At 72.7% G+C, this 20,506-nt stretch carries 20 protein-coding genes and 1 riboswitch; of the genes, 10 read left to right on the top strand and 10 right to left on the bottom strand.

Translation table 11 applies throughout. From position 1 onward, the window contains the following. Positions 1 to 73: 73 nt before the first annotated feature. Both ACZ5WK_RS01780 and ACZ5WK_RS01775 read right to left on the bottom strand, forming a co-directional pair. Positions 74 to 844, bottom strand: a complete 771-nt coding sequence (locus ACZ5WK_RS01780) for a CbtA family protein (RefSeq protein WP_465543914.1) — start codon at positions 842 to 844, stop codon at positions 74 to 76. A 17-nt stretch (positions 845 to 861) separates the two neighbouring features. After that, entirely contained in the window at positions 862 to 1,077 is a 216-nt protein-coding gene (locus ACZ5WK_RS01775) for a CbtB domain-containing protein (RefSeq protein ID WP_396325581.1), read from the bottom strand. Between the two features lie 318 nt (positions 1,078 to 1,395). Here ACZ5WK_RS01775 and ACZ5WK_RS01770 point away from each other — a divergent pair, with 318 nt between their 5' ends. The 4 genes from ACZ5WK_RS01770 (at position 1,396) to ACZ5WK_RS01755 (ending at position 6,788) form a co-directional block, all read left to right on the top strand. After that, positions 1,396 to 1,959, top strand: a complete 564-nt coding sequence (locus tag ACZ5WK_RS01770; RefSeq protein WP_465543912.1) for a histidine phosphatase family protein — start codon at positions 1,396 to 1,398, stop codon at positions 1,957 to 1,959. A gap of 53 nt (positions 1,960 to 2,012) precedes the next feature. Continuing rightward, a riboswitch (cobalamin riboswitch) is annotated at positions 2,013 to 2,183 on the top strand. A gap of 32 nt (positions 2,184 to 2,215) precedes the next feature. Beyond that, positions 2,216 to 2,647 carry a (2Fe-2S) ferredoxin domain-containing protein gene (locus ACZ5WK_RS01765; RefSeq protein ID WP_465543910.1) on the top strand — a complete coding sequence of 144 codons (432 nt, stop codon included), beginning with the start codon at positions 2,216 to 2,218 and terminating at the stop codon, positions 2,645 to 2,647. 640 nt (positions 2,648 to 3,287) lie between these two features. Further along, positions 3,288 to 4,493 (top strand): hypothetical protein, encoded by a 1,206-nt coding sequence (locus tag ACZ5WK_RS01760; RefSeq protein ID WP_465543908.1) that lies wholly within the window; start codon positions 3,288 to 3,290, stop codon positions 4,491 to 4,493. A 51-nt stretch (positions 4,494 to 4,544) separates the two neighbouring features. Next, on the top strand, positions 4,545 to 6,788 hold the full coding sequence (locus ACZ5WK_RS01755) for a tetratricopeptide repeat protein (protein WP_465543906.1): 2,244 nt from the start codon (positions 4,545 to 4,547) through the stop codon (positions 6,786 to 6,788). 159 nt (positions 6,789 to 6,947) lie between these two features. Here the strand turns inward: ACZ5WK_RS01755 and ACZ5WK_RS01750 are convergent, their stop codons facing one another. The 3 genes from ACZ5WK_RS01750 to ACZ5WK_RS01740 form a co-directional block, all read right to left on the bottom strand. Then, positions 6,948 to 8,177, bottom strand: a complete 1,230-nt coding sequence (locus ACZ5WK_RS01750; protein WP_465543904.1) for an MAB_1171c family putative transporter — start codon at positions 8,175 to 8,177, stop codon at positions 6,948 to 6,950. Next, the gene (locus ACZ5WK_RS01745; RefSeq protein WP_465543902.1) at positions 8,170 to 8,700 is read right to left on the bottom strand and encodes a ParH-like protein; all 531 of its coding nucleotides are present in this window, start codon (positions 8,698 to 8,700) and stop codon (positions 8,170 to 8,172) included. The genes ACZ5WK_RS01750 and ACZ5WK_RS01745 overlap by 8 nt, the downstream gene beginning before the upstream one ends. Positions 8,701 to 8,800: 100 nt before the next feature. Further along, entirely contained in the window at positions 8,801 to 9,220 is a 420-nt protein-coding gene (locus ACZ5WK_RS01740; RefSeq protein ID WP_396325574.1) for an XRE family transcriptional regulator, read from the bottom strand. Positions 9,221 to 9,553: 333 nt separating this feature from the next. Here ACZ5WK_RS01740 and ACZ5WK_RS01735 point away from each other — a divergent pair, with 333 nt between their 5' ends. Continuing rightward, entirely contained in the window at positions 9,554 to 9,886 is a 333-nt protein-coding gene (locus tag ACZ5WK_RS01735) for a VOC family protein (RefSeq protein WP_396325573.1), read from the top strand. 227 nt (positions 9,887 to 10,113) lie between these two features. Here ACZ5WK_RS01735 and ACZ5WK_RS01730 read toward each other — a convergent pair whose 3' ends face one another. After that, the gene (locus ACZ5WK_RS01730; protein ID WP_465543899.1) at positions 10,114 to 11,073 is read right to left on the bottom strand and encodes a helix-turn-helix domain-containing protein; all 960 of its coding nucleotides are present in this window, start codon (positions 11,071 to 11,073) and stop codon (positions 10,114 to 10,116) included. Positions 11,074 to 11,171: 98 nt separating this feature from the next. On the opposite strand from ACZ5WK_RS01730, the gene ACZ5WK_RS01725 reads away from it, so the two are divergent. Beyond that, positions 11,172 to 12,203, top strand: coding sequence for a saccharopine dehydrogenase NADP-binding domain-containing protein (locus tag ACZ5WK_RS01725; RefSeq protein WP_465543897.1), 1,032 nt, complete (start codon positions 11,172 to 11,174; stop codon positions 12,201 to 12,203). A gap of 237 nt (positions 12,204 to 12,440) precedes the next feature. Next, positions 12,441 to 13,019 (top strand): DUF5994 family protein, encoded by a 579-nt coding sequence (locus ACZ5WK_RS01720; RefSeq protein WP_465543895.1) that lies wholly within the window; start codon positions 12,441 to 12,443, stop codon positions 13,017 to 13,019. Positions 13,020 to 13,085: 66 nt separating this feature from the next. Here ACZ5WK_RS01720 and ACZ5WK_RS01715 read toward each other — a convergent pair whose 3' ends face one another. The 3 genes from ACZ5WK_RS01715 to dnaE form a co-directional block, all read right to left on the bottom strand. Continuing rightward, positions 13,086 to 13,337, bottom strand: coding sequence for a hypothetical protein (locus tag ACZ5WK_RS01715; RefSeq protein ID WP_465543893.1), 252 nt, complete (start codon positions 13,335 to 13,337; stop codon positions 13,086 to 13,088). A 103-nt stretch (positions 13,338 to 13,440) separates the two neighbouring features. Beyond that, entirely contained in the window at positions 13,441 to 13,686 is a 246-nt protein-coding gene (locus ACZ5WK_RS01710; protein WP_396325568.1) for a hypothetical protein, read from the bottom strand. Positions 13,687 to 13,842: 156 nt separating this feature from the next. After that, positions 13,843 to 17,400 (bottom strand): DNA polymerase III subunit alpha, encoded by a 3,558-nt coding sequence (gene dnaE, locus ACZ5WK_RS01705; RefSeq protein ID WP_465543891.1) that lies wholly within the window; start codon positions 17,398 to 17,400, stop codon positions 13,843 to 13,845. A gap of 268 nt (positions 17,401 to 17,668) precedes the next feature. Here dnaE and ACZ5WK_RS01700 point away from each other — a divergent pair, with 268 nt between their 5' ends. Together ACZ5WK_RS01700 and ACZ5WK_RS01695 are read left to right on the top strand one after the other, a co-directional pair. Continuing rightward, a complete protein-coding gene (locus ACZ5WK_RS01700; protein WP_465543889.1) occupies positions 17,669 to 18,631 on the top strand; it encodes a hypothetical protein in 963 nt (320 codons plus the stop codon). 19 nt (positions 18,632 to 18,650) lie between these two features. Beyond that, entirely contained in the window at positions 18,651 to 19,370 is a 720-nt protein-coding gene (locus ACZ5WK_RS01695; protein WP_465543887.1) for a hypothetical protein, read from the top strand. On the opposite strand, the gene ACZ5WK_RS01690 is transcribed toward ACZ5WK_RS01695, so the two are convergent. Continuing rightward, a complete protein-coding gene (locus ACZ5WK_RS01690; protein WP_465543885.1) occupies positions 19,349 to 19,681 on the bottom strand; it encodes a transposase in 333 nt (110 codons plus the stop codon). The two genes, ACZ5WK_RS01695 and ACZ5WK_RS01690, sit on opposite strands and share 22 nt — an antisense overlap. Between ACZ5WK_RS01690 and ACZ5WK_RS01685 the strand changes: the two genes are divergently transcribed. Further along, positions 19,608 to 19,886 carry a hypothetical protein gene (locus ACZ5WK_RS01685; protein ID WP_465544373.1) on the top strand — a complete coding sequence of 93 codons (279 nt, stop codon included), beginning with the start codon at positions 19,608 to 19,610 and terminating at the stop codon, positions 19,884 to 19,886. The genes ACZ5WK_RS01690 and ACZ5WK_RS01685 overlap by 74 nt on opposite strands. Positions 19,887 to 20,506: the final 620 nt, after the last annotated feature.

Genomic DNA, 20,506 nt, shown 5'->3' with positions numbered 1-20,506 from the left:
TCCGGAAGCGGTACGTGGTGAACGACGGCCGGGCGGCCCGACGGGGATTCCCATCGGGCCGCCCGGTGTGTTCTCAGCCTGCGGAGGCGGCGACCTCCGGGGCCACGGCGGGTACGGCGGCCGGGGCGGTCCTCGGCTCCAGCACGCGTTCGGCGAGGTGGCCGAAGAGGAGGCCGAAGGACGTCCAGAGGGTGAGCTGGATGGCGAGGGCCGCGAGGCGGAACTGCCAGAGCAGGGTGGCCGAGAAGTCCTCGGGCACCTCGTTGATCGCGGGGAGGAATGCGTAGGCGAGGCCGATGGCCACGGCGAAGCCGGCCACGGCGGCGACGGTCGCGTACCAGTTGCCCAGGCGCGGCGCGAGCCGCTTGCCGACCGTCACGGTGGCGACGGCCAGCAGCACGCTGAGCGCCATCATGAGGAAGTACAGCGTGGTGCGCTTGCCGATCGTCTCCGGGTCGCCGATCGACGGCGGGTTGGCGGGGTACTTGAGGAACGGGACGACGTACACGGCGAGCAGCGCCGCCCCGGAGAGCAGGGCGGCCGTCGCCCGCGGGGTGAAGCGGCCGATGCGGCCGAGCGCGAAGCAGTACGCGAGGGCGGCGAAACCGCCGAGCGAGACGCCGTAGACGAGGACGCCGGTGGCCAGGCCCGCGGTGGACTGCAGGGAGCGGCTGACGATCTCCACCTCCATGCCGTGGTCGGCGGAGTGGGCGTCCTCGTAGGCGATGGCGGCGTCGATCCGGGGTTCACCGAGGAGGTAGGCGACGACGAGGGCGAGCAGGCCGGCGGCGAGGCCGGCGAGCATGCCGCGGACGAGCAGGGATCTGACGGTGCTGGAGTTCACTTCGGGGCTCCCCGTTCTCAGTGGCAGGGGAAGCCGAGCAGGTGGCGGCCGTCGTGCACCCATTCGTGCACGTCCTCGCCGGAGATGAGGGAGGTGGCGCCCTGTTCGGCGCCGACGAAGTAGATCAGGGCCAGCATGATGATGCCGAAGAACACGGCCCAGGGCAGGATCGCCTTGACGGGCAGGGTCAGGGGGCCGGCGGGGATGGCTGCGGGGGCAGCGGTCTGTGCCATGGCAGGGACCTCCTCGGGAACTCGCGTCCCGCTAGATGGTGCATCGACGACGGCATCGGGTCTGACTCCCTGGCGCGAACCGCCCCGTGGGGGCGGCGCACGCCTGGCTTACAGTGGCGCGACCGTGCCGGATTCTCACCGGACTTCCGTCATACCGTCGTCATATCGAGCAGAAGGTATCGGCTGGCGGCGGCTGCGCCAAGAGCGTGCGGGCGGCGCGAATCCTCCGGTCTGTCCCGGGACGCGCGCCCCAGCGCCGGGTGCACGGACCGATCGGTCGATGCCGCAGGACAGTTGGGGAAGCAGAGGAGGAGCGGCGTGACAGTGCGCGTGACATTGATCTCAGCGGCGATGAGCGAGGCGATGCGGCAGGCACGCTTCGACGACGACGGCCCGCTCGACCCGGCGGGGCTGCGGCAGGCGCGGGAGGCCGCGGGCGGCATCCGGGTCACCGGCCAGGTCCTTGTCTCCCCGTCGGCCCGGTGCCGGGGGACCGCCGAGGCCCTCGGCCTCCCGGCCTCGGCCCCGTCCGCTCCCGGAGGGCGCGATATGGGCCGCTGGCGCGGTCGGAGCCTTGACGAGGTGGCCGCCGCGGAGCCCGGGGAGGTGGCCCGGTGGCTGGCCGATCCGGACTTCGCCCCGGAGGGCGGGGAGAGCCTGCTCGATCTCCTCGCCAGGGTCGCCACCTGGCTCGACGGCCTTGCCCCGGAGGCGGGACGGGTCGTCGTGGTCACGGAACCGGACGTCGTCCGGGCCGCGGTCCACCACGCGCTCGGCGCTCCGGCCCCGGCGTTCTGGCGGCTCGACGTGGAGCCGCTCTCCGTCACGGACCTGAGCGGACGTGCCGGCCGGTGGAACGTGCGCTTCGGGCGCCCGGCATGAGCGAGCCCGGGTTGACGTGTTCGTACGCGATGGGGCAGGGTCGCGAACGAGATGTATGCATCCGAGACCACGGTGCGCAGGAACCCGGTGCGATTCCGGGACGGTCCCGCCACTGTGACCGGGGAGCGACCCCTTTCAGGTGACGACCACGGCCCTGCGGCCGGAAGGTCGGGGCGAGCGTCGATCCGGGAGTCAGGACACTGACCCGTGGTTTCTCCGACGGTAGGGGCGCGGAACCCCACGAGGAGGTTGGGCGATGTCACCGGTCACGGCTGCCGTCGATGTCGTGGTCTGCCGGGGCTGCTGCTGCGGCACTGCCAGGAAGCGGCCCGGCACCGATCACGAGGGTCAACTGGCCTCGCTCGCCGAGGCGGTGGCCGCCCTCCCGGCCGCGCGCCTGGTCGTCACGGACTGTCTGGGCCCCTGTGAGCAGGCCAACGTCGTGGTGGTCCGCCCCCGTGGGCGGCTCCAGGACGGTCGGCCTGCCCGGCCCGTCTGGTTCGGCAACGTGACCGACGCCACCGGAACGGCCGAACTCTGCGCGTGGATAGGGGAGATCGGCCGCACCGCCGGGCAGGTGTCGCCGGAGGGCCCGCTGCCCCCGCTGCTGGACTCCCTGCGCATTCCCGCGCCCGGCCCGAAGCGTGTCAGGGACACGACACGACGAGCCGGCCCGTCGAAGGCGTGACCGCTGAGGCCGGCCCGTCGAAGGCCTGACCGTCGAGGTCGACGCCGAGGTCGACGCTGAGGTCGACGCCGAGGTCGGCGCCGAAGCCGGGGCGAGGGCGGGTGGGGCGGGGATCGCGGTGGCGCAGCCCCGTCGGAGGGTGGTCGTCCGGGTGTTTCTGTGTCTTCGAGATCAGCCTGGGTGGAGAGCCAGTAGCTGGCTCATTATTTCAGTTTATTAGTTGCTCCCCTGCTGTCGGGGTCTCCGCATCGCCCTCTACCTGGGCGTTCTCCAGGAGACGGTGACGATGGGTCAGGTCGGCAGTCCCGAATCTATTGACACGATCACCACGCCGTCATCACTCTTGGTCCATCGCCGAGCTGACATGGATAGCTCCAAGTGGGCCATTCATCTCAGCTGATGGCGCTGTTGATTGACCGATCACCGAAGGAGGTGTGTGCCATGAAGAAGATCGTCGTCCGCAAGGCCGGCCCGGTTCGCCTCACCAGCGCGGCCCGTGCGCTGTACCTGCCCTGGTCCTGCGCCGTGCAGAACTGACCGAACCCCCCGGGCAAAGGGGGAATGCGGTGCCGGTCGGCCGTAGCCGCCGGCCGGCACCGCTCCACCCCGCCCCCTCCGCCTACCTCCCGCAGGAGGATCCGTGCACTCCTCCACGGACAGCAGTTCCACCGCCCCGGGCATCGACCTGGACCGGCCGGTGCCGCTCCGTCAGCTCGTGTACCTGCCGGAGGCCGACGAGGTCACCATCGGCAGCCCGGAGACCGACACCTACGCCGTCTTCCCGGCCGACGGCGCCGAGTTGGTCCGGATGCTGGCCGACGGCCTGACGCCCCGTGAGGCCGCCGAGCGCTACCAGGCCGTGCACGGCGAGAGCGTCGACATCGCCGACCTGATCGAGGTCCTCGTGGATCTCGACCTCGTCCGCTCCGCCGGCGACGACGAGCCGGCGGGACCGGCCGCGCCGGTGCGCTGGCAGCGGCTGGGCCGCCTGGTGTTCAGCCGGCCGGCCCTCGTGGGCTACGCACTCGTGACGGCCCTCGCCGTGGCCGAGATGATCCGGGTGCCCGAGCTGGTCCCACGCGTCGACAACCTGTTCTTCAGCTCGTCCTACACCCTCGTCGTGCTGATGCTGTTCGTCGGCCAGGTGCCGCTGCTCGCCCTGCACGAGTCCTTCCACGCCCTGGCGGGCCGCCGGCTCGGCCTGCGCTCGCGGCTCTCCATCGGCCGCCGCCTGGTCTACCTGGTGCTGGAGACCTCCCTCGACGGGCTGGTCAGCGTGCCGCGCCGGCAGCGCTATCTGCCCATCATGGCCGGCATGCTGGCCGATGCCCTGGCGATCGCCGTACTCACCCTGGTCGCCGACGTGACCCGCGACGCCGGCGGGGTGGTCGCGTCGCTCTGTCTCGCGATGGCCTACGCCACGGCACTACGCCTGGCCTGGCAGGGGTTCTTCTACCTGCGGACCGACCTCTACGTCCTGCTCAGCACGGTCCTGGGCTGCGTGAACCTCCACGCCGCCGCAACCGACGTGCTGCGCAACGCCGTTCGGCGGGCCACCGGCCGGCCGCCGCTGGACCTCTCCGCCCACCACCCGGTCGACCGCAGGGTCGCGCGCTGGTACGCCTGGCTGATGCTGGTGGGCTACGTGTTCACCCTCACGATGTTCGCCGGGGTCGTCGTGCCGACGGCCTACCGCATGCTGCACGACATGTGGCTGCGCCTGACCGGCCAGGCCGACCTGGCCGGCCGGCTCGACTCGCTCGCCCTCATGCTGCTCAGCCTCGCGCAGACCGCCGCCGTCGTCGTGCTCGCCGCCCGTGAGCGGCGTGCCGCCCGGTCGGCCTGAGCCCCGAACCTCCCTTAGCCCCTGCGCCACCGCACGAAAGGCAGCCGAGTCATGGCCGAGCACCGCCACCACTGGGTCCGCGCCGCCGGGCGTCCCGCCCGCGTCGACGCCCGCGAGCGGCTCGACCTGCCGCCCGTGCTCGCCCGGGTGAACGCCAACCGCCGGCTGCGCGGGCCGTACACCGCCGTCGGCTCGATCCTGCGGGCGATCGTCCCGGACGCGCTCGCGCGCTGCCCCGAGGCCGTCACCGGGCACGACATCGAAATCCTCTCCACCACGCCGGAACTGCGCGACCTGGTGCCCGCCACCCGCGAGACGCTGACCTCCCTGGCGGTGCCCAAGGAGCGCACCCGCTTCTACTCCGCGCTGCGCACCCTGCGGATCGCCCACGGCCTGGTCGAGTTCCTGGAGGCGTACCTGCGCGCGGCCGGCCCGGCCCCGCGCACGCTGATCGTCGACGACGCCCACCGGGCCGACCCCACCGACGCCGAGTTCCTCGCCGTCCTGCTGCGGCGCATCGACCCCGCCCTGCTCACCGTGGTCGTCATCACCGGCACCGAGCCGCCGGAGCGCCCGGCCGGCATCGGAAGCGAGGACCTGCCGACCGCCCTCGCCACGCGGTGCACGGTGCTCGACCTGGCGGACGAGGGCGACGTGCCGGACCAGGGCGGCCGTTCGGACGAGGGCCGGCCGGACGACGGCCCGTCCCGGACGACGGGTGACGCCGCGCTCGGCCGCCGCCACATCGAGGGCGACGGCGTCGGCGACGACCCGGACGAGATCGCCGCCTACCTCGGGCTGCCGCCCACCGAGCGCGCCCGGCTGCACGACCTGCGGCGGGCGGAGCTGGAGACGGCCGGGGAGTCCTCGCTGCGGCTGGGCGCCATCGCCTGGCACGCGGAGCACGGCAGCGACCCCTCCGGTGCCGGGGCCGACATCCTGCGCCACGCGCTCGACCACTGCATGGACCTCGGCTACTACCACGCCGTCCTGGACCTCGGCGAGCGCGGCCGGCGGCTGGTCACCCACGAGAGCAGTCCGACCCACTGGTGGGCGTTCACCACCAAGATGACCACCTCCTTCGCCGCACTGGGCCTCGCCGACCAGGCCCTGCCGCTGTACGACGAGGCCCGGGCGCTCAGCACCTCGCCCGAGGTCCACATGCAGGCCGCGTACGCCACGGCCATGCTCCACACCCGGCACTTCGACGCCGACCGGCGCGACCACCAGCTCGCCCGGAGCTGGGTCAACCAGGCGATCGCCTTCGCCAAGTGGCATCCCGAGCCCAAGGAGCGGGAGGCGCGCGTAGTGTTCAACCGCAACGGGCTCGCGCTGATCGAGGTCCACCAGGGGCGTCTGGAGGCGGCGTTGGCGTTGCTGGACGCCTGCATCGCCCGGCTCGACGAGACGCTCGAGCCCCACGAGCACGCGCTGCACCGATCCGTGCTGCGCTACAACCGTGCGCAGGTGTACGCGGGCCTCGGCCGCCACACCGACGCCGTCGCCGACTACACCGCGGTGATCGAGTGCGACCCCAACTACGCCGAGTACTACTTCGACCGGGGCATGCTCTGGCGCGACCTCGGCAGCCCGGAGCAGGCGCTGGCCGACTACGACCGGGCCATCCGGCTCTCGCCGCCCTTCCCCGAGGCGTACTTCAACCGGGCCGACGTCCTCGCCGAGCTCGGCGACACCGAGGCGGCGGTGGCGGACTTCGGCTACGTCCTCGAACTCGACCCGGCGTTCGCCGACGCCCGCCTCAACCGGGCCGCCCTGCTGTTCGAGTCGGGCGAGCACGAGCTCGCCTGGAGCGAGGTCCGGGCGGGGCTCGCGGCCACCCCGGCGAGCGCGCAACTGCTCTGCCTGAAGGGTCAGTTGCTGGCCGCCGACGAGGACACGGCGGCAGCATCCGAGGCCTGGGAGGCCGCCCTCGCCGCCGACCCCGAGTACGCCCAGGCGTGGGCCCTGCTCGGCGAACTCCGCTACCAGGAGGGCGACCTGGACGCTGCGAGCGCCGACCTGTCGCGTGCGGTCGAACTCTCGGCGGACCCGGGCATGCAGTTCAACCTGGCGGTGGTCCACCACGACGCCGGACGCTTCGGTGAGGCTGTCCGCCTGCTCGACGAGGTGCTCGGCTCCACCGAGGACGTCGACGCCCGGTTGCAGCGGGCCCGTTGTCTGATCGGGCTCGACCGGGCGGAGACCGCCAAGGCCGACCTGCTCGCCTGCCTGGAGGCCGATCCCGGCTCCGCCGAGCAGGTGTACGAGCTGATGCCGGACCTTGCCCACGCCTGAGTCACCCGGCTACCTGAGTCACCCGGCTGCCTGAGCCACCCGGCCACCCGGCGGCGCCACCCGGCTGCCTGAGCCGTCCCCGCCGCCGGCGCCGCCCGGCCACCAGCACCGCCCCGCCGCCCCGCCGTAGACGCCGGGCGGCGGGGCGGTCCCACGACGTCACCGCGGTACCACGGCCCGCCCCAGTTCGGCGCGGACCCGGTCGCGGACGTGGGCCACGGCGGGCGAACCCGTGTACGCGGCGGCCACCTTGACCAGCCACGCCGCCTCCTCGTGGATGCCCGCCGCCACCGGGTGCGGCACGCATCCCGTGCCGGCGCCGAGGGGGAAGCGGTGCCCGGCCCGGGCCGCTTCCAGCGCGGCGGCGATGGCGGCCGCCTCCACCACGGCCGCGAGCTCCTCCGCCTCGGCAGGGCCGATGAATTCCCTCACCCAGAGCGGCACCGCCGGATGCAGATGGGGGCGGAGGGAGAGCTGGCCGTCCCGGATCTCGATGATCCGCCGGTAGAGCGCGAACTGGACGTCGCGTCGCCGCCGGCGCCTCCCGGCCCCGAACGGCCCCTCCGGGGTGACGAGTTCGATCTCCGGCAGCGCGGCCCGCATCGCCGACCAGAGCGGACCGAGCCTGCGGTGATCGTGCCAGGCCCGCATGTGCCTGGCCCAGTCGGCCCAGGCCGACGCGGTGGCACCGGCGAAGCCCAGCGTGACGCAGACGGCGCCCGCCACCCCGGACACCCGGCTCTCCGCACCGTTCTCACGGCCCGTGGTGAGGATGTCCGCCAGGTCGTCCACGTTGTCCGCCGTCCACAGCAGGCCCGCCAGCGCACTGAGTGCCATCAGGCGCAGTCCCAGCCGGAGGGCCCCGGGCGGCAGACACCGTGCACAGCGCCCGATCAGGAACCCGAAGACCGCCAGGCACCACGCGGAGTGGACGGCGAAGAGCGCGACGTACGCCGCCAGCATCGGCCTGTCCGCGCCGCTGACGCCGACCACCTCGCCCTCCCGGACGGGCGAGGCGGCGACGAAGGCGGCGATGCCCAGCAGGACGGTGGCGGCCGTGAGGGCGGTCTGCCGCCGCACGGCGCGTCGCGCCGCCGCGGCCGGCCGGGTGGAGTAGGCCATCATGGCCAGGGCTCCGGAGGCGGCGACCTTCAACTGGTCGGCCACCAGGGTGAGGTGGACCGGGTCGGGCACGACGGCGGCGAGCGCCGGAGCCGTGGCCGGGGCGCTCACCGCCATCCCCGCCCCGATCAGTGCCCCGCAGGCGTAGCCGTAGTGGAGCGCCGGGTCGGACCGGCGTCCCCGGTCCATCAGGATTTTCCAGAGTGTTCCCAGCAGCGCGACCGCACCGGCGAGGTAGCCGGCGGTGTTGGCCACCTGGTCACCCACGGCGCGCCGTTCCGCGCCGTGACGGCCGCCCGAACACGGACCGTAACCGTCCTACCTGGTCGGCGAGTTGGCCGACCGCGGTGGAACAGGGCCGGTGCAGTGCGCGTTGCAGCGCGAGCGAGGCGACGAGCTCCGCCTCCTGCTCCTGCCGCTCCGTGTACCCGGACCGGCCGAGCACCCGGCGCACCAGCTCCTCCGACAGCTGGGTCGTCAGCGCGGCCGGCACGGCCGTGCTCGGCCCGGCGCCGCCGGTGTGCCCGCAGAGGAGGTGGCCGATCTCGTGCAGCACGATGTGCTGCTGGTGGAGCGCCGTGGTGTCGGCCGGATAGCCGATGTAGTCCGCCCGGTCGGTGCTGATCAGCACACCGCACGGCGAGTGCTCCGGACCCGAGAGCGGCATCAGTTCGATGGGTCTGCCACGCAGCCGGGCGAGCGCCTCGGTCAGCTCCGGTATGCCGAACGGTTCCGGAAGCGGTATCGACTCCGCGACCCCCCGACATCGCTGCCACAGCCCATGCTCCACCCCACCCGGATATCCCACGATTCGCCCCCCTGGCGTTCGACCGGGAGGTGATACTACGGACGCGGCAACGCCGAGGGAATCCGCTTCGCGGGGAAGGCCGCTACCTGCCGCCGGCCTCGCGGCGGGCGATCGCCTCGATCATGTCGCTGATCGTGCCGAGCCCCTCGGGTGAGAGGGTCACCGCGCGCAGGGCCACGTCCCGTACGCCCGCGTTGCGCAGCGCGCCGAGCAGTGCCAGCTCCTCGGCTATCCGGGCGCTCTGCCGGTCGTCGAAGAAGTAGGTGGGCGGCACCTGGAAGAACTGTGCCAGCGCTTCGAGGTGACGCTTCGTCGGGTTGTCCCGGCGGCCGGTCCGGAGCTGCCAGAGGTACGTGGCCGAGAAGCTCTCGCCGGTCGCCTCCCGGCAGGCCCGGGCGACCTCCTCATGGCTGTACTGCTCACGGTCGGGACGACGGACCACGTCGAACAGCCGGTCCAGCTTCGCTGCGAGCGTGGACGCACCGGAGTCTGCTTCGGGCACGGCACACCTCTTCCCTCACCCCGTGCACACGCTTCGTGCGTGCGCAGATGGATTACTCGCGACGGTTTCTCATTCTAGGTGCTCCGCCGGGAAGCCAAAGGTCGCGGGTAGGGCGGGATCCCGGCGGTCCGCAGAATCCCGCGGCAGGGGTGCGGGTGGCGGAGGCCGGTCCGATCGGGTGACTTCCCGGGGACGGCCGGTGCGGGCGGGCGGCGGTGGCGGGACATGTGACGACCCCGCCGATAGGTTGGGCGACCGGTCCTCCCAGGCTGGGGCTCTGACCGGTCCTCGGCACGGGCGGGCCCGGCCCCCTTCACCCGAGAGGAAGAACGGATGAGTCCGACGATCCGCGCCCTGGTGGTCCCGGTGTCCGACCTGGACGCCGCCAAGAAGGTCTACGGCGCGCTGCTCGGCGCACCGCATACGGACGAGCCCTACTACGTCGGCTACTCCGTCGACGGCTTCGAGGTCGGCCTGAATCCCCACGGCGACGTGGCCGGCGGGCCGGTGGTCCACACCGACGTCGACGATCTCGACGCCGCCCGCACCGCCCTGCTGGCCGCCGGCGCGACCGAGCGGAGCGCGCCGCGCGAGGTCGCCCCGGGCGTCCGGGTCTGCGTGCTGGAGGACACCGACGGCAACCCGGTCGGCCTGCGCGGCAAGTAGCGGCGCGGAGGTGCGTGGCCGGGGCGTCGCCGCACTCCGCGTCGCCCCGGCCGTGCCGCCGCGGCGGGCCACCGTGCGGCCGGGGCGGACCGCCCGGGACGAGCCCGGACCGGGCGCCCTGATGCCGGGCCGGCCGGCCGACGCCCGTGACGCCCGTGACGCCCGGGGCGCCCGGCGGCGTTGACCGCTGGGGGACCGGGGCGCGCCCGGCGACCGGCAGCCGGAGGTCAGAGGGCCGTCACCGGGCCGTCGCAGCTGCGGAACGAGCGCCGGTAGCTGTCGGGCGGGACCCCGACGACCCGCTTGAACTGGCGCCGGAGCGTGGTGGCCGTCCCCATGCCGGTGGCGACGGCGACCGACTCGATGCTCTGGTCGGTGGCCTCCAGCAACTCCTGGGCGCGGCGCACGCGTTGGGTCAGGAGCCACTGGAGCGGCGTCTGCCCGGTCACCGACCGGAACTGCCGCCCGAGATTGCGCGGGCTGGTGTTCGCCCGCCGGGCCAGGTCGGTCACGGTCAGCGGCTGGTCCAGCCGCTGCTGGACCCAGGCGAGCAGCTGGGAGAGCGCGTGGTCGCCCGTGACCTGCACCGGCGTCGCCACGAACTGGGCCTGGCCGCCGGGCCGGTGCGGCGGCATGACGAGGCGACGCGCGACGGAGTTGGCGATCGCGGCGCCGTGGTCGAGGTGGACCAGGTGGAGGCAGAGGTCCACGGCGGCGGCCTTGCCCGCGGCCGTGAGCACGCTGCCGTTGTCCGTGTAGAGCACGTCCGGATCGACCACGGCCAGCGGGTGGCGCGCGCTCAGCTCCGCGGCGTGGGCCCAGTGGGTGGTGGCCCGCCGGCCGTCCAGCAGGCCCGCGGCGCCGAGGACGAATGCCCCGGTGCAGAGCGAGGCGACCCGGGCGCCCGCCTCGTGGGCCGCCCGCACGGCCTCGATCAGCTCGGCCGGCAGCGGTTCGTCGACGTCGGCGCAGGCGGGCACGATCACGGTGTCGGCGCCGGCGGCGCGGTCCAGCCCGTGGTCGGGCTCGACCGTGAACGGGCCGACCCGCACCGGACCGGGCCCGCAGAGCAGGACGTCGTACCAGCCGTCCGCGGCCTCGCGCGGGGGATTGCCGAAGATCTCGTAGGCCACTGCCAGTTCGAAGTGCAGCAGGTGACCGGCGGTCAGCAGGGCGACGGTGGGCATGTCCGAAAGTGTACGGGTGATGTCCTTCCGGACCATCACGCTCCGGTGTCGGGTGCGGCCAGACTGAACCCATCGGAACGGCGAGAAGCGGGGGAACGATGAGTATGGCGGCTGCAGTGGTGGTTTACGGGGCGACGGGACACACCGGGCGGTTCGTCGTCGCCGAACTTCGGCGGCGTGGCTTCGCCGTCATCGCCTCCGGCCGTGACGCGGCCCGCCTGGAGGCGCTGGCGGCCGAGTGGGGGGACGTGACCGTGCGGCCGGCCTCCGTGGACGACCCGGGCGCGCTGGACCGGGCCCTCGCCGGCGCGGCCGCGGTCGTCAACTGCGCCGGGCCGTTCGCCGTGACGGGCGGCCCGGTGGTCGAGGCGGCCCTGCGCGCGGGGATCCCGTACCTCGACGTCGCGGCGGAGATCGAGGCGAATGCCGCGATGTTCGCCGACCACGCGGAAGCGGCCATGAAGGCGGAGACGCCCGTGGTGCCGGCGATGGCCTTCTACGGCGGGCTCGGCGACCTGCTGGTGACCGCGGCAATGGGGGAGTGGACCGGCGCGGAGGAGGTGCACATCGCCTACGGGCTGAGCAGCTGGCACCCCACGCCGGGCACCCGGGAGGCCGGCCAGGTGTCCCACGAGCGCCGCGCGGGCCGCCGGGTGCGGTTCGCGGACGGTGCGCTGCAGTACCACGACGACCAGCCGTGGGAGCAGGACTGGCACTTCCCGGAGCCGCTGGGCCGGCGTGCGGTGGTCGCGGAGTTCACCATGGCCGATGTCGTCACCGTCCCCAGCCACCTGGCCGTCTCCGAGGTCCGCACCCACATGACGGTCGAGGCCGCGCGGGACCTGGCCGGGGAGGACACGCCGGCGCCGGAGGCGGTCGACGCCCAGGGGCGTTCGGACCAGACCTTCGTGGTCGACGTCGTGGTCCGCTCCGGCGGCGTCGAGCGCCGCGCCTCGGCCCGTGGCCAGGACATCTACGCGATCACCGCACCTCTGGTGGTGGAGGCCGTCCGGCGGGTCCTGGCCGGGCGGACGCGCACCACCGGCCTGGCCTCGGCCGGCGCGATGTTCGACGCGGCGGACTTCCTCCGGTCGCTGGCCCCGCACCTGTCGGTGGAACTCCCGCACTGACCGGGCGTGCGGGCCGGGGCGGGCGGGGCTTCCTCCAGGACCGGCCGGGCGGCTGTTTCGTCGAGGACCGGGCGGTCCGAAGGGAGTCGTGATCATGCCAGGATCCGGGCCGGCGAGGAGTAACGTGGATATCACCGAAGGCACTTCGAATGCCGGCACCGGACACTGGCGTCGTCTCCGGCGAGTGGCAATGCCGGACCCGGCCTTCGCGTCGGGCCCGGAGACGGGTCCTTGGTCATGACCGTGACCCTCGATCGTGCGACGACGCCCCCCACCACCGCACCCGCCACGCGGCTCTCGCTCGCCCCCGTGGGCGTGCGGGCAGGCCGCCTGGACGGAGCCTGGTGGCCCCGGTCGCGTGATCTTCTTCTCGAACTCCCCGCCCTGGCCGCCGAACTCGACGAGCGGTGGGGCCGGATCACCCGGATCACCGTGAACCCGGCGACGTGGCCGGTCATCCCCCGGCGGATCCCGGTCGCGGGCCACACCGTCCACGCGGGCTGGTTCACCACCGAGCAGGACAGACACGTGATCGCGGTGTACTCGTACGCACCGCTCAGCCTGAACCTGCTGGTCGTCCCGCCGTCGACGGACACCGTCGACGCCGCCCGGCTGATGGCCGAAGCAGCCGACCCGGCCGGCACCCGGACCGCGAGCGAACTGCTCGCCCGGAGTGCGGATGGCGCCGCGGCAGGGCAGCAGCCGCGTTCCGACTTCCTGCCGTCGGCCGCCGCACCCGCCGACGGCCCCGGTGCGGCCGGTCGGCGCGCGGACGTCGCCCGGATCCGGGCCGCGTCCTGGCCCGTCCCGGTGTAGCCGGTCCGTGCAGGCGGTCCGTGCGGGCCATCGGCGGAGTGCCCGGCCACGCGGGGGCCGCGTGCGTCATTCGCGTGACCACTCGGTTTCGGCCTGGGGCTCGCCGACGGCCTCCGCCCCTTCCCAGACGCGGAGCCTGACCGCCCGGGGGCTGGGTGCGGGCCGGGAGAGCGTGCGCACGAACACGTCCCGCAGGTGGTTCGCCGCCCGCTGGGGCGGTCCGTCGTACTCCAGGGGGTTCGGCATGAGGGTGTCGTCCTGCCGGGTCCAGTGTCCGTTGTCGTCCTGGGTGTCCAGGATCCATCGGTAGTGCGGCATCCAGGCCTCCTGTGGCGACGAGCCGGCCCCAGGACAGACCGTAAGGGCCGGAGCGGCGGACGGCGACCCGTGAACGCCGACCGCGGTCCTCGTCGGCACGCCGTCAGTACTCGGAGCCGCTTCGCAGGTAGGTGCCGGCGACCTGGAGCCACGCCGACGGGCTGAAGTACGCCTCGACCGCGTGCGGGGTGTCCTCGAAGACCCGCAGGATCCGCAGTGCCCCGCTCGGGTGCAGGTCGTACTCGTACGTGTAGCCGTCGGCCGTGTCCTGGTACTGCATGTCCAACGGCCCCTTCGACGGTTCCTCCGGGGACCGGGCCTCGGCCGAGAGTTTCACGTAGACGGACATGGCTCGCCACCCATCCGCGGGCGCAGGCCGGGGCCGCCGGCACAGGGCCGGCCCGGCCGTCGCGGCAGCCCGGGCTGTCCCGCTGTCCCCACCGTACTCCCGCCCCTGCCGCGCCGGTCGGGCCCGTAGGTGATCCGGCGGACCGACCGGCGCCCGCTACACCGTCCCCGCCCAGGCGTGCGTGCCGAGCAGCGTCTTGATGTCCGAGGCGAGCCCGTTGTCGGGGTTCACCTGGAAGCCCAGCTCGTAGAGGGTGTCCTTGTCCCAGTTGGTGGTCAGCAGGCGGACCGGGACGTCGCCGGGGTGGGCCCGGAGGGCGAGCTTGAGTTCGGCGACCGTCTCGGCGGTGATCCGGCCGAGCGGCATGGTGATCTGGACCGGCGGCTTGGTGCCGAGCTCGGCGGAGGAGACGTCCAGGGTGGTGATCTCCTGGCCGAAGATGCTCAGTGAGCCGTCCCGCTCGTTGAGGCGCCCGCGGACCGAGATGACGTTGTCCTCGACCATCTGCTCGGCCATCAGGTTGTAGGTGGCGGGGAAGAACAGCACCTCGACCGAGCCGTCGCGGTCGGCGAGGGTGATGATCGCCCAGGCGTTGCCGGCCTTGTTGATCCGGCGGTCGACGGCGGTGATCAGGCCGGCGAGGCGGACCTCGCCCTCGGTGCGGCCGGAGCCGAGGAGTTCGGCGATGGAGGTGTCGCGGTTCTTGGAGAGGATGTGCTCGGCGCCGTCGAGCGGGTGGCTGGAGACGTAGAGGCCGAGCATCTCGCGTTCGAGGCTGAGCAGTTGGCGGCGCGGCCACTCGCGGTCGGTGAGCTGGAAGTCCAGGCCGATGCCCGGGCCGGCGCCCTCGTCCGCGTCCAGTGCGCCGAAGAGGTCGTCCTGGCCGATCGCCTGCTGCTTCTTCAGCCCGGTGACGGCGTCGATCGCGCTCTCGTGCACGGTGCTGAGCGAGAGGCGGGTGTGCCCGAGGGAGTCGAAGGCGCCGGCCTTGACCAGGGAGTCGACGGTGCGCTTGTTGCAGACCACCAGCTCGACCTTGTCGAGGAAGTCCGCGAACGAGGCGTACTTGCCCTTCTCCTTGCGGGTCTTCACCAGCGATTCGATGACCGGCACGCCGACGTTGCGCACGGCCTTCAGGCCGAAGCGGACGTCGCTGCCGACGGCGGTGAAGTCGACCACGGACTCGTTGACGTCGGGGGAGAGGATCTTGATGCCCATCTGGCGGCACTCCGCCAGGTAGACGGCCATCTTGTCCTTGTCGTCGGCGACGGAGGTGAGCAGGGCGGCCATGTACTCGGCGGGGTAGTTGGCCTTGAGGTAGGCGGTCTGGTACGAGACCAGGCCGTACGCGGCGGAGTGCGATTTGTTGAAGGCGTAGCCGGCGAACGGGACGAGGACGTCCCAGACGGCCTGGATGGCCTCGTCGGAGTAGCCGCGCTCCTTGCAGCCCGCGTGGAAGGGGACGAACTCCTTCTCCAGCACCTCCTTCTTCTTCTTGCCCATCGCGCGGCGGAGCAGGTCGGCCTGGCCGAGCGAGTAGCCGGCCAGTACCTGGGCGGCACGCTGGACCTGCTCCTGGTAGACGATCAGGCCGTAGGTGGGGCCGAGGACCTCGCTCAGCGGGGCCTCCAGCTCGGGGTGGATCGGGACGATCTCCTGCTGGGCGTTCTTGCGCAGCGCGTAGTTGGTGTGCGAGTTCATGCCCATCGGGCCGGGCCGGTAGAGCGCGGAGACGGCGGAGATGTCGGCGAACTCGGTGGGCTTCATCAGCTTGAGCAGGGCGCGCATGGGGCCGCCGTCGAGCTGGAACACGCCGAGGGTGTCGCCGCGGGCGAGCAGCTGGTAGGTGGTGGGGTCGTCGATCGGGATCTTCTCGATGTCGACGTCGACGCCCCGGTTGGCCTTCACGATCTTGATGCAGTGGTCGATGATGCCCAGGTTCCGCAGACCCAGGAAGTCCATCTTGATCAGGCCCATGGCTTCGCACGACGGGTAGTCGAAGCCGGTGATGATCACGCCGTCCTTGTCCCGCATGTGCAGCGGGATGAGGTCGAGCAGCGGGGTGGAGGAGAGGATGACGGCGGCGGCGTGCACGCCGGTGCCGCGGATCAGGCCCTCGATGCCGAGCCCGGTGTCGATGATCTTCTTGACGTCGGGCTCGTTGCTGTACAGCGCCCGGATCTCGGTGCCCTCGTTGTACCGGGGGTGCTTCTCGTTGAAGAGGTCGGCCAGCGGGACGCCCTTGCCCATGACGTCCGGCGGCATCGCCTTGGTGATCCGGTCGCCCATGGCGAAGGGGTAGCCGAGGATGCGGTTGGCGTCCTTGACGGCGGCCTTGGCCTTGATCGTGCCGAAGGTGTTGACCTGGGCGGTGTAGGCGGAGCCGTACTTGTCGGTGACGTAGCGCACCATCTGGTCGCGCTGGCGGTCGTCGAAGTCGATGTCGACGTCCGGGGGGTTGATGCGCTCGGGGTTGAGGAACCGCTCGAACAGCAGGTCGTGCTCCAGCGGGTCCAGCTCGGTGATCCTGGTCAGGTAGGAGACCATCGAGCCGGCCGCCGAGCCTCGGCCCGGGCCGACCGGGATGCCGTTGTCCCGGGCGTACTGGCAGATGTCGGCGACCACGAGGAAGTAGGCGTCGAACCCCATCGGGGTGATCACGCCCATCTCCAGCTCGACCCGGTCCAGGACCTCCTGGCTGGGGCTGTCGCCGTAGCGGTGCTGCAGGCCGGCGGCGATCTTCTGGCGCAGGAACGACGCCTGGGTCTCGCCCTCGGGCACGTCGAACTGCGGCATCCGGTCGACGTAGGTGAAGACCTCCTCGTACGACTCGACCCGCTCGGCGATCGCCAGGGTGTTGTCGCAGGCCTCCGGCAGCTCGCGGAAGAGCTCGCGCATCTCCTCGGCGGTCTTGATGTAGTAGCCGGTGCCCTGGAACTTGAACCGGTTCGGGTCGTCCTTGTTCTTGCCCACGCCGACGCAGAGCAGGCTGTCGTGGGCGTCCGCCTGGTCGGCGGTGACGTAGTGCGAGTCGTTGGTGGCCAGCAGCGGGATGTCCAGCTGCTTGGCCAGGCGCAGCAGGTCCTGGCGGACGTCCTGCTCGATGGACAGGCCGTGGTCCATCAGCTCCAGGAAGTAGTTCTCCTTGCCGAAGATGTCCTGGTAGGCGCCGGCCGCCTTGACGGCCTCCTCGTACTGCCCGAGCCGCAGCCTGGTCTGGACCTCGCCGGAGGGGCAGCCGGTGGTGGCGATGATGCCGGTCGCGTTGGCGGCGATCAGCTCGCGGTCCATCCGGGGCTTCATGTAGTAGCCCTCCATCGACGCGAGCGAGGAGAGCTTGAAGAGGTTCCGCAGGCCGGTCGCGTTCTGTGCCCACATGGTCATGTGGGTGTAGCGGCCGCCGCCGGAGACGTCCTTGCCGCCCTCGCCGTCCGCGCTGGCCGGCCGCTGGCCGCCGGGCGACCAGAACACCTGCTTCTTGTGGAAGCGCGAGGACGGGGCGACGTAGGCCTCGATGCCGATGATCGGCTTGACACCGGTCTTGGCGGCGGCGTGGAAGAACTCGTATGCGCCGAACATGTTGCCGTGGTCGCTCATCGCGATCGCCGGCATGCCCTGCCGCTCGGCTTCCGCGAACAGCTTGCCGTTCTTCGCGGCCCCGTCCAGCATCGAGTACTCGGTGTGGACGTGCAGGTGCGCGAACGTGTCGGACACGGCGGCGGGCTCCTTGTCGGCGGGGCGGGCGTCCGGGGCGGGCGTCCCGGGGCGGAGCCCTCCAGGCTAGCCGGTCGGCGGCGGCGACTCGCCCGGGCGGGGGCCGGGGCGGTGGTCCTTGACGAGACCCTCCCACGTCGTCGACGGCTCCTTGACGGGCCTGCCACCGGCCCCGGCCGCGCCGGGCCGCCCGGTCGGACGGGTTGCCGTCTGGTCGTCAATTGCCCGCGGGACCTACCATGTTGGTCGGCGAACAAGGGGGTGCGGGGTGGCGCAGGGGGGTTCGGAGTCCGGGCGGCGGCTGGAGAGCGCGATCGCGTGGGCACTGCGGAACTCGGACGGCGTCGTCGCCTTCTGCGGTGCGCTGGCCGTCGGGCTGCTGGACCTGTTCGGCGGCGGGCTCGGCGACAACGTCGTCTCCGGCGCGACCCTGCTGGTGCTGGCGGCGGTCGTGTACGGCTCGCTGGCCGAGCGCCGGCGCCGGATCAGCGACATCCGGGAGGCGACGGCCGGCGCCCGGCAGGCGCTGGACAGCCTGACCTCGGTGCGGGAGCTGGCCGGGGTGGAGCTGGAACGGGCACTGGAGCTCGCCCGCCAGGACACCGACCGCTGGGTGTTCAAGGGCGGCACCGGCACCTACCTGCGGGCGGTCACCCTGCCCGAGTGCGTCCGGGAGGCACAGCACCGCCGCCGCTCGCTCACCGTCAAGATCGACATCGTGCACCCGGGCGACGAGCAGGCCTGCGCGGCCTACTCGCGGTTCCGGGAGACCTTCGGCGGCCGGCCGGACGGCGCGCAGCCCGGGGGGTGGAGCGTGGAGCGCACCCGCAAGGAGTCGTACGCCACGGTGTTCGCGGCCGCCTGGTACCGGCAGCGGCTCGACACCCTGGAGATCGACGTCCACCTCTCCTCGGTCGTCCCGACCCTGCGCTTCGACCTCTCCGCGTCGTGCCTGGTCATCACCCAGGACGACCCGCGGCGGGTCAGCCTCTACATCGAGCGCGGGCGGCCGCTCTACGACTACTACGTCACCGAGCTGCACCACTACCGCGAGCAGGCGGTCAAGCTCGACCTGCGCGACGCCGAGCCGCTCGGTGACGACCCGACCGTCGACGAGGCCAGGCGGCTCTTCGACCGGCTGGGCGTGCGGCTGCCCGCGGCCTTCTCGGACGCGGACGTCGGCGACATCATCGACAGGGCGCTGCACGCGGAGAACCCGTACCGCAGGTAGCCGTCGGAGGGAGCAGACGATGGACCCCTTCCCGGACCCTGGCGCGAGCCCCGGTACGGGCCCCTTCCCGGAACTCTTCGCGTCGCTCGACCGGGCCGTCGGGGCCGGCGCGGCCTCGCCCGCGCTGGACGGGCTGGTCGGCGGGATCCTGGCGGAGGTCGCCTCGGGCGCGAGACCCCTGCGGGCCGTCGCCCACCCCCTCGGCTTCTTCTGCCTGCCGGTGCTGCGCGACGGGGAGTTCGGGGTCTGCGTGCACGTCTTCGGCCCGGACGCAGAGGCGCCGGGCCAGGACCGCGCCGTCCGGGAGATCCACTGCCACAGCTGGGAGCTGAAGAGCAGCGTGCTGTACGGCCGGGTCGGCAACCTGCGGGTCGCGGTCCACGACGAGCCGGACCGGCCGACCCACCGCGCGTACGAGGTGTACAGCGCGGGCGGCACCGACGAGATCCGGCCGACCGCGCGACTGGTGCGCTGGGAGCCGCTCGGCGAGCGGACCAGCGCGCGAGGCGAGACGTACACCCTGGGGGCCGGCGAGTTCCACACGACCGTCCTGCCGGGCGGCGCGCCGGCCGCCACGGTGGTGCTGGGCCGCTCCGTGCCGGGGCCGGTGGACGTCGTCCTCGGGCCGCTCGACGGGGGCGCCCGGCGAGTGGTGCGCCGGCAGTGCGACGCGCTCCGAACGGCCCGGATCGCCGAGGCGGCCGCCAGGATGATCAATCAGCCCGCACCCGGCGCCTGAACCCGCCGGGGCCCGCGGCGGCCCGCTTCGGCCCGCTTCGGGGCCGAGTGCCAGGCCGCCGTGGACGTCTCGTTCTCGGCCGGCCAGTCGCGGACCGCCTTGCTGCGGTGGACGGAGCGCCGGTCGACGACCAGGTGGATCTTCCGGTCGAACTGCCCGACCAGTCGCCGGAGGAAGCCGAGGAACACCGTGGTGGTGAACGATCCGCGGTAGACCGTGAACCACATCTTCCCGCGGGTGCTGATGGCTGACATCGCGTTCACCGAGAACCGGTTGCCGGTCCGCCTGATGGTCGGTGTGCTGCCTCGCACGGCCCAGGTGCGTCCTGAGACCTGGTCCGGGCGGACACCGACCTGGTCGGCGAAGAGGATCTCGGCGCCCTCTTCGGCGGCTCGCGCGCGGATGGCCGGCCAGGTCTCCTCGCGCTATACGCGCACCGCTTCCGGGTCCCGCTCGATCGCCCGCTTGTCCGGGCAGGTGAGCCGCGAGGAGTACGGCCATGAGGTGTACACCTGACCCGCCGACCCCTCCCGACCGGTCAAACCCACATGGCAATCCGTCAAGATCACTTGTCAGAGAACACCGTCATCGGTAGCCGGCAATTTGCAGAGGCAGCTGGCCAGCTTGGCGACTTCCCCGGCCGGTCCTGCACTCGGCACCGCTGCTGGCCCGCCCCGGGCCAGCAGGCGACACCGGGTAAGTTGCGCCAGCTTCCGTGGGACGCGCCATCTGTTGCGCTCTCGGCGCGCGCATGCCGAAGGCGTACGCTGACTTCCCGTCAGGCACTGCGACTTGAGGTCGGCTGTGGGCGGATTGATGCTGACGTGGCTCGAAGCTGTGGCATCCGGTGCGGGCGGTGGTCTGATTGCCCTGGCCGCCTATCAGTGAAGTTGTGCGTGGTACACGAGATGCTCGCGGCCCGGAGGCTGGCGGTCAGGCACCGCACGGCGCTGAGGCGCGTTGCCGACGCCGCCGAGCAGATCCTGCCCGTAGGACGGAGTGCCGGGGGGGGGGGGGGGGGGGGGGGGGGGGGGGGGGGGGGGGGGGGGGGGGGGGGGGGGGGGGGGGGGGGGGGGGGGGGTGGGGGGTGGGGGGGGGGGGGGGGGGGGTGTGGCACCCGGTGACCTTCGCCCGTT

Source organism: Kitasatospora sp. NPDC032757 (genome assembly GCF_055579305.1).
Note: the sequence above shows the minus strand (reverse complement) of the source record. Positions and strands in the feature narration are given on the sequence as shown.

Excerpts from the sequence above, each read along its gene's own strand:
- ACZ5WK_RS01695 (WP_465543887.1), top strand. The coding sequence starts at position 18,651 with ATGGACCCCTTCCCGGACCCTGGCGCGAGCCCCGGTACGGGCCCCTTC.
- ACZ5WK_RS01715 (WP_465543893.1), bottom strand. The coding sequence starts at position 13,337 with ATGCCGCACTACCGATGGATCCTGGACACCCAGGACGACAACGGACAC.
- ACZ5WK_RS01765 (WP_465543910.1), top strand. The coding sequence starts at position 2,216 with ATGTCACCGGTCACGGCTGCCGTCGATGTCGTGGTCTGCCGGGGCTGC.
- ACZ5WK_RS01775 (WP_396325581.1), bottom strand. The coding sequence starts at position 1,077 with ATGGCACAGACCGCTGCCCCCGCAGCCATCCCCGCCGGCCCCCTGACC.
- ACZ5WK_RS01720 (WP_465543895.1), top strand. The coding sequence starts at position 12,441 with ATGACCGTGACCCTCGATCGTGCGACGACGCCCCCCACCACCGCACCC.
- ACZ5WK_RS01710 (WP_396325568.1), bottom strand. The coding sequence starts at position 13,686 with ATGTCCGTCTACGTGAAACTCTCGGCCGAGGCCCGGTCCCCGGAGGAA.
- ACZ5WK_RS01735 (WP_396325573.1), top strand. The coding sequence starts at position 9,554 with ATGAGTCCGACGATCCGCGCCCTGGTGGTCCCGGTGTCCGACCTGGAC.
- ACZ5WK_RS01730 (WP_465543899.1), bottom strand. The coding sequence starts at position 11,073 with ATGCCCACCGTCGCCCTGCTGACCGCCGGTCACCTGCTGCACTTCGAA.
- ACZ5WK_RS01725 (WP_465543897.1), top strand. The coding sequence starts at position 11,172 with ATGAGTATGGCGGCTGCAGTGGTGGTTTACGGGGCGACGGGACACACC.
- ACZ5WK_RS01755 (WP_465543906.1), top strand. The coding sequence starts at position 4,545 with ATGGCCGAGCACCGCCACCACTGGGTCCGCGCCGCCGGGCGTCCCGCC.